This window comes from Leclercia sp. M-A074-M (assembly GCF_965195605.1).
GTDB lineage: Bacteria > Pseudomonadota > Gammaproteobacteria > Enterobacterales > Enterobacteriaceae > Enterobacter.
Genome location: NZ_CBDAHM010000025.1, coordinates 1 through 4,470, shown reverse-complemented (window position 1 = coordinate 4,470; position 4,470 = coordinate 1). Strand labels below are relative to the sequence as shown.

At 54.9% G+C, this 4,470-nt stretch carries 3 pseudogenes; 2 read left to right on the top strand and 1 reads right to left on the bottom strand.

What is annotated here, in order from left to right:
• Positions 1 to 116 precede the first annotated feature (116 nt).
• Positions 117 to 2,489 (top strand): annotated as a pseudogene (locus ACOKCT_RS22845) (Tn3 family transposase); the annotation flags it as partial.
• 30 nt (positions 2,490 to 2,519) lie between these two features.
• Here ACOKCT_RS22845 and ACOKCT_RS22840 read toward each other — a convergent pair.
• Positions 2,520 to 3,608, bottom strand: a pseudogene (locus ACOKCT_RS22840) (IS3 family transposase).
• A 660-nt stretch (positions 3,609 to 4,268) separates the two neighbouring features.
• On the opposite strand from ACOKCT_RS22840, the pseudogene ACOKCT_RS22835 reads away from it, so the two are divergent.
• Positions 4,269 to 4,352 (top strand): annotated as a pseudogene (locus ACOKCT_RS22835) (SOS response-associated peptidase); the annotation flags it as partial.
• Positions 4,353 to 4,470: the final 118 nt, after the last annotated feature.

Below are 4,470 nucleotides of genomic sequence, written 5' to 3'. Positions count from 1 at the left end.
CGGCCCACAGAATGATGTCACGCTGAAAATGCCGGCCTTTGAATGGGTTCATGTGCAGCTCCATCAGCAAAAGGGGATGATAAGTTTATCACCACCGACTATTTGCAACAGTGCCCGCATGGCTCAGTAATGAGCGACCCGGCCTTATGTTTGATTTTGCCACCGCGTGGCTGCTTCAGAATAAGGTCCTGCTGCCCGGAGCAACCACACTTGTACGTCTCGTCAGTGAAATACGCGAACGGGCAAATCAGCGGCTGTGGAAGAAACTGGCCGCGTTGCCGGACAGCTGGCAGACCGCCCGCGTGACGGAGCTTCTGGACATTCCTGAGGGGCAGCGTACTTCACCGCTGGAGCAACTGAAAAAGGGACCGGTCACCGTCAGCGGCCCGGCATTTACCGAAGCGCTGGAGCGGTATATCCGGCTGCGAAACCTGGAATTTTCCCGACTGAATTTTACCGGTCTGCCTGCTATACAACTGCGTAATTTGGCCCGTTACGCAGGCATGGCGTCGGTAAAATATATCGCGCGAATGCCACAGCAGAGAAAACTGGCCGTACTCACAGCATTCGTTAAAGCGCAGGAGACTGCGGCGCTGGATGAGGCCGTTGATGTGCTCGATATGCTGATACTGGATATCACTCGTGCGGCGAAGAAAACGGGGCAGAAAAAACGGCTCAGGACGCTTAAAGATCTTGATCGTGCTGCGCTAATATTGGCGCGGGCATGTTCATTGTTGCTGGATGAACAGGCTGACGATGCTGAACTGAGGGAGACCATATTCAACAGCATACCGAAAAGCAGGCTGGCAGAATCCGTCTGCAAGGTAAATGAGCTGGCCCGGCCTCAGAACAACAATTTCCATGACGAAATGGTGGAGCAGTACGGGCGGGTAAAGCGCTTTCTTCCGGCGGTATTGCGCGACCTGCATTTCCAGGCAGCGCCAGCCGGAGAACATACGTTGTCCGCCATTCATTATCTGACCGAACTGAACTGCTCGAAAAAGCGCATCCTGGACAATGCGCCTGAACATATTATTACCGGCCCCTGGAAACGCCTGGTATACGATGCGGAGGGCCGGATACAGCGTGCCGGTTACTCGCTTTGTCTGCTGGAGCGCCTTCAGGATGCACTACGTCGAAGGGACATCTGGCTCGAAAACAGCGATCGCTGGGGAAATCCCCGCGAGAAGCTGTTGCAGGGGGAAGAATGGCAGGCTCAGCGGGTCCCCGTTTGCCGGGCGCTGGGACATCCCACTGATGGACATAAAGGCGTGCAACAGTTGGCGGTCCAGCTAGATGAAACCTGGAAAACCGTCGCATCCCGCTTTGAAGGAAATGCGGAGGTTCATATTTGCCATGACGGTAAACATCCTTCCCTGACTATCAGCAGCCTGGAGAAACTGGAGGAGCCAACATCGTTGCATCGTCTCAACAGTCGGGTAAGGCTGCTACTCCCGCCAGTAGATTTGACGGAACTGTTGCTTGAAATAGATGCCAGAACGGGATTTACACGTGAGTTTACGCATGTCAGTGAATCCGGGGCCCGGGCACAGGATCTGCACATCAGCCTGTGCGCGGTCCTGATGGCAGAGGCCTGCAATATCGGGCTGGAACCGCTGATAAAGCACAATATACCGGCGCTGACGCGCCACCGGCTTAGCTGGGTAAAACAGAATTACCTCCGGGCAGAAACGCTGGTCAGCGCCAATGCCCGCCTGGTTGATTTTCAGTCCACACTGGAGCTTGCTGGCCGCTGGGGTGGTGGCGAAGTGGCTTCAGCTGATGGCATGCGCTTTGTCACGCCGGTGAAAACCGTCAATTCAGGACCTAACAGAAAATATTTTGGTTCCGGACGTGGCATCACCTGGTACAACTTCGTCTCTGATCAGTACTCTGGATTCCACGGCATCGTTGTCCCCGGCACATTACGAGATTCCATTTTTGTGCTGGAAGGCCTTCTGGAGCAGCAGACAGGGCTGAATCCGGTTGAGATCATGACAGACACAGCCGGTACCAGCGACATTATTTTTGGCCTCTTCTGGCTGCTGGGATACCAGTTTTCCCCCCGGCTTGCCGATGCCGGTGAAGCGGTATTCTGGCGAGTGGATAAATCGGCAAATTACGGTGCACTGGACGAACTGGCACGTGGTTGTGCCGATCTGTCGAAAGCCGAGGATCAGTGGGATGAGATGATGCGAACCGCCGGTTCGCTGAAACTGGGCACCATTCATGCTTCAGAACTCATTCGCTCTTTGCTGAAAAGCTCGCGCCCATCAGGGCTGGCACAGGCGATCATGGAAGTGGGGCGCGTCAACAAGACGCTGTACCTTCTTAATTATATTGATGATGAGGATTATCGTCGGCGGATCCTGACGCAGCTAAACCGGGGGGAAGGCCGCCATGCTGTGGCGAGGGCGATCTGCTACGGGCAGCGCGGTGAGATCAGAAAGCGCTATCGTGAAGGTCAGGAAGATCAGCTGGGGGCACTGGTGACCTGCCCCCAGGATTAGATACAACCGTCAGTTAGTAAGGTCGGTTTGTTTACCTTCACATTTTCCATTTCGCCACCGTGCTGCAAACTCTGATGGCGTCTGATAATTCAGTGCTGAATGTGGACGACACTCGTTATAATCCTGCCGCCAGTCATTAATGATTTTCCTTGCGTGAACGATATCGCTGAACCAGTGCTCATTCAGGCATTCATCGCGAAATCGTCCGTTAAAGCTCTCAATAAATCCGTTCTGCGTTGGCTTGCCGGGCTGGATAAGTCGCAGCTCCACACCATGCTCAAAAGCCCACTGATCGAGTGCGCGGCAGGTAAACTCCGGGCCCTGATCGGTTCTTATCGTAGCCGGATAGCCGCGAAACAGCGCAATGCTGTCCAGAATACGCGTGACCTGCACGCCTGAAATCCCGAAGGCAACAGTGACCGTCAGGCATTCCTTTGTGAAATCATCCACGCAGGTCAGGCACTTGATCCTGCGACCGGTGGAAAGTGCGTCCATGACGAAATCCATCGACCAGGTCAGATTGGGCGCCGCCGGACGGAGCAGCGGCAGACGTTCTGTTGCCAGCCCTTTACGACGTCGTCTGCGTTTTACACTCAGGCCATTAAGTTGATAGATGCGGTAAACCCGCTTGTGGTTAACGCAAAGACCTTCACGTCGCAGAAGCTGCCAGATACGCCGGTAACCAAAACGGCGGCGTTCAAGTGCCAGCTCTGTGATGCGTAGAGACAGCTGCGCATCAGCAGCCGGACGGTGAGCCTCATAGCGGCAGGCACGACGTTGCGACAGACCCTTAGCCTCGCACATGACTTCCACGGCTTCCCGCTTCTGGTCTGTCGTCAGTACTTTCGCCCAAGAGCCACCTGAAGCGCCTCTTTATCCAGCATGGCTTCGGCAAGCAGCTTCTTGAGTCTGGCGTTCTCTTCCTCAAGCGACTTCAGACGCTTAACTTCAGGCACCTCCATACCGCCATACTTCTTACGCCAGGTGTAAACGTGGCATCGGAAATGGCATGCTTGCGGCATAGTTCACGGGCGGGTACCCCAGCTTCGGCTTCGCGGAGATATTGATGATCTGTTCGTCGGAAAAACGCTTTTTCATGGGGATGTCCTCATGTGGCTTATGAAGACATTACTAACATCGGAGTGTACTAATCAACGGGGAGCAGGTCAGGCTCTGTGAATAACTCAATGAGGCCTTCGCTTACAGCGGCCGCACGCGTCCGCGTCGCTCAGATAAAAGTAGCTCCCATCGCTTCGCGTCGGGCCCCAGCGGAAGAACTGCATTAGTTACAGCATTCAAAAGGAAATCCATCATAAAACCGGCGCCGGTTTGCCGGCCAGGAGCCCCTCCCCACCACTGAAAAGCGCCGCCGCCCCCGGCCGAAGGCCGGGAGTAGTGTCGCTTTTAATAATGGGTGTTGTAACTACTCTTCGTCATCTCTGTGAGTAGTGTCGCGGTAAGTTCTGGGATACACGCTCGTAAGCGGCCCTAACGGCCCGCTAACGCGGAGATACGCCCCGACTGCGGCTGTCGCCTTGCCGGGACCACTCCGACCGCGTACAGAGGCATCTGAGCCGTTTTTAGCGGGTATAGCTTTGCAGGGAAGGGGGTGGGTGAGGCAGAACCTGTCAAAACAGCAGCCGGCTGCGCCGGGCGACGGCGCCATTTACCCGCAGTACTCCATTCAACTTCAGCTGGCGCCTCCATGCCGCTGACGCGGCATTATCTATACTTTAAGTCTGGCCACTGGAGGTAACCATGTGCGGACGTTTTTCTCAGTCTATGACGCGGGAAGAGTATCTTTCTCTCCTCGCCAATGAAGCCGATCGAAATATTGCCTACGGGCTTTGTTGAATAAATCAGATTTCGGGTAAGTCTCCCCCGTAGCGGGTTGTGTTTTCAGGCAATACGCACGCTTTCAGGCATACCTGCTTTCGTCATTTTGTTCAGCGCTCGTACC